General features: G+C 54.8%; 2 protein-coding genes and 1 pseudogene. All 3 read right to left on the minus strand.

The features are described from left to right. Positions 1 to 46: 46 nt before the first annotated feature. The 3 genes and pseudogenes from IHD13_RS17910 to IHD13_RS17920 all read right to left on the minus strand — a co-directional run bounded on the left by IHD13_RS17910 (position 47) and on the right by IHD13_RS17920 (position 3183). Positions 47 to 924, minus strand: a protein-coding gene (locus IHD13_RS17910) for an IS5 family transposase (protein ID WP_442786578.1) whose coding sequence is annotated in 2 segments (ribosomal slippage) — positions 47 to 570 and positions 570 to 924 — 879 coding nt in all. Because the reading frame shifts where the segments join, the coding sequence is not laid out codon by codon here. A gap of 67 nt (positions 925 to 991) precedes the next feature. Continuing rightward, positions 992 to 1681 carry a response regulator transcription factor gene (locus tag IHD13_RS17915; RefSeq protein WP_195862399.1) on the minus strand — a complete coding sequence of 230 codons (690 nt, stop codon included), beginning with the start codon at positions 1679 to 1681 and terminating at the stop codon, positions 992 to 994. A 273-nt stretch (positions 1682 to 1954) separates the two neighbouring features. Further along, positions 1955 to 3183 (minus strand): annotated as a pseudogene (locus IHD13_RS17920) (ISL3 family transposase). Positions 3184 to 3384 lie beyond the last annotated feature (201 nt).

Below are 3384 nucleotides of genomic sequence, written 5' to 3' on the forward strand. Positions count from 1 at the left end.
CTCAGGCTCTGTGGATACTCACCCTGATGCCAAGGCCTGCTGGTAGCTAATCAACAAGCCCGGAGAGACACAAGGCTCTGTCCGAAAAGTCTGCACGTAGGCAACGATCTATGCACGCCAGGCATACCATGGCCCTGAAGCTGCTGGCCAACTTGTCATATCGCGTGCAGACGCGGCGCAGCTCCTTGATCCAGCCGAAACAGCGCTCGATGATGTTTCGCTCTCGATAGCGGGGCTTATCAAAGCCCCTCGGTGCCCCTGGCCGCGGCTTTCGCTTCATCTTGCGCCGGGCAATGATCGGCTTCATGCGGTGCCGGTCACAGTAGCGGCGCAACGAGTCACTATCATAGCCCTTGTCTGCCACGATGAAGCGGCAGCGCTTGCGTGGCCTGCCTTTGATCCCAGGCAGGTGAACGCGCTCCATGGTGGGAATAAAGTACTGAGTATCCGAGTCCTGCCCGGCCGACAGTGTGAAGGTCAGTGGCCAACCATGCCGGTCACAGACCAGGTGAATCTTGGTCGTCAGGCCACCCCGGCTGCGGCCCAGGGCATGGTCTACGGGGTCTTGGCGCCCCCCTTTTTGCCGCCTCCAGAGGCGGCCCGGGTGGCGCGGATCGACGTCGAATCGATCATCCAGGTGTCCAGATCCATCAGGCCATCCTCTCGCAAGCGGAGATGGAGACGTGCCAGGACGGCCTCGAAGGTGCCGTCATCGCGCCACTGGCGGAAGCGATCATAGACGGTTTTCCACGGGCCATAGCGCTCGGGTAGATCGCGCCACTTGGCACCCGAGCACAGGATCCAGAAGATGCCATTCAACACCTGGCGGTCATCGCGGCGTGGTCGCCCTGTCCGCTGCGGCGGCGAGACGATGTCCTCGATAAGGACCCAGCCGTTGTCGGAGATCTCGTAGCGTCCTGCCATGGGTCACCTATGCTGCTTCGGCATAGGTGACATTAGCAAATTCGAGTTTTCGGACAAAGCCTAGTTATCAGGGGGCAGCGTGTGATAGTTGATAGCCGAGTCGATAGATCGTGGATAACCTATATGCGTACCTGCCATCGAGGAAAAGTTTTTTCCTGAGTCGATAAACATGACTGTCGAGGGTGCGTGTGACCACCCTGTCGCTAGGCAAACCCCATATGGAGTCAAGAATAAAGTTTCTTGATAATGCCTTGTTGACGTTTTGAAAGAAAATGGCGGCTAAAAGCGCTTCCTTGTTGGATAGTAAGCGAGGTGAGGTGTCGATGTAGATGGTGTTGCAGTTGAGATCCAGTTTATAGGGGGGGAATGCCAAGGGGGGAAGGTCCGACAGGTCTTGGCTTGATCTTATGAGAATGGCGCGTATCCTTGCCAGGAATTCATTGTTGCTGGCTGATTCATGTATGAAGTCATCGGCGCCGATGGAAATGGCCGTGACAGCAGTGGTCGAATTGGTATCTCTGATGACAGCTAAAATAGGAAAGCTGGTATTGTGTATTGTTTTCAACGACTTGAGCTGGCTAAGGTCGTCGCTAGTGTAGATGACGACTAGTTTTATTCGATGGCTTCGAGAAAATCGCTGCAGCCCCCCGAAGCTGGAAAAAATCCTTGCTTTTATTCCCCACGAATTCAAAAGCGAGAAGGCAGTTTTGTGAAATGAAGGCGTGTAAGCCTCCGAGGTTAGGATGGCGATTGTCATAATGTCCCTACCTCTTTTTCATGATGTTATTATACGAAGTAATGTTTGATGATACGTTGGTAGTGTAATGGATTTTTAGTGTTTGGCTAGCCGTGATGCAGGTCTGCCAGCGCATGATCAATGTTAAACCATTCCTATGGATGTTTCAAATTGTTACAGATATTTTCTGTTAGGTTTTTTAGGTATCTTATAGTAACATGATCTGGATCAAAAAATCAGATAAAAATAAGCGTCGTTCTTCGTGGTGAGTGCTGTAAATTTATGGGTCATCATCTATTTCAGTGGGTTGGGTGTCATTTCCAGCCCGCCGAAATGAAACAGGATCGCCGTCTTGAAGCGCGCTTTGCTGCGGTATCCCTTGGCTCTGACTCTCAGTCCCCGGATCTTGCCGTTCAGCGCCTCGGCCAGCCCGTTGGAAGCTCTCAGCCGCATGGCGTTGAGAATGCCCCAGAGTTTCTCTTCTACTTGCTCGGCAACGGTCACCATCGGGCGAATATCAGAGGCCTTGGTCAGCCGTATCCACTCTTGCCAAGCGGCCCGGGCACCTCGACCCGATTACCCTTCCAGATCTTCCGAGCCTTTTCCTTGAGGTAACACGCGATCGTGGTGTTCGAGAACTGGCTCGACAGCCAACTGAGCGTGGCACGCTCTCGCTCATCAAGCCGGTCTCGGCGCTTCAGCCAGGCGTAGCGCGATTGGTGGGCCACCCGTCGCAGTGAAGCGTCCACCGAGTGGAGTTCGGACTTACGTGTCGCGTTGAGCGCCTCGCTCAGCGTCTGGGCAATATGAAAGTGGTCGAAGGCAATCTTGCGGTGGGCCTTCTCGACATGCGCGAACGTGGCCTTGCGATAGGCACGGCTCATGTCCATGGAAACGGACTCGATACTGGTGCGTTGTGTTTCCGTGAGTGCCAGATAGCACCGCGACAGACTGTCGGCAGATTTGCCATCCTCGACGATAATCACCTGCCCCTGGTGATTGGAGAGAACTGTGACGTAGTCGTGACCCTTACGGAACGCGGTCTCATCCACCGACAGAAAGCGCACATCCGGCGATGTCCTCGCGGCCAGGCCGCGTTTGACCGCCCGTTTCATGATGCCGTCAATGGCGGTCCATCTCAGCTGCAATTGTCGACTGACGGCCTGGATCGACGCCTCCTTCAGCCATTGAATCACGAAGGCCTCAAAGAGTGCGGTGTAGCGGCTGTTGCCTTCTGCCCAAGATACCTGGATCGTCAGGCAGCCGTGTTCTGGACAGCAGACACGAGGCACATCCGCTACCACCTTGGTCTGGAATTGGCAGGTGTCGAGATGTCGCCACTGGCGGCGTCGCTTGTCGTATCGCGGGGCAAGTTGACCACACTGAGGGCAGTACAGGCGGGCAGAGGGATCGCAGGCGACCTGCACTTCGACCAGACCACTGCTCTCGTCCAGGTCCACGTTGCTGACGAACCACGGTGTGGAGAGGCCGAGAATGCGTTCGTATAGCTGGTTCTGGTGCATGGTCTCCCCATCGCCGCGTAATCATCACAGGGGCTATGGTGAAAGAAGTGAGGGTCAGATGGAACCAGCACCCACTACATTAGATGATGACCCAAATTTTATACAGTAAGACGTTTGATTCTGCCTAGATACCATCTCTCCTGACCGGCCACAAACATCCCATCAGGCGGTTTGTGGCCGATATTCGGTTTGGGTCTTGAG

It is taken from the genome of Halomonas sp. 328 (genome assembly GCF_015645095.1).
In the GTDB taxonomy this organism is placed as follows: Bacteria; Pseudomonadota; Gammaproteobacteria; order Pseudomonadales; family Halomonadaceae; genus Bisbaumannia.

Excerpts from the sequence above, each read along its gene's own strand:
- IHD13_RS17915 (WP_195862399.1), bottom strand. The coding sequence starts at position 1,681 with ATGACAATCGCCATCCTAACCTCGGAGGCTTACACGCCTTCATTTCAC.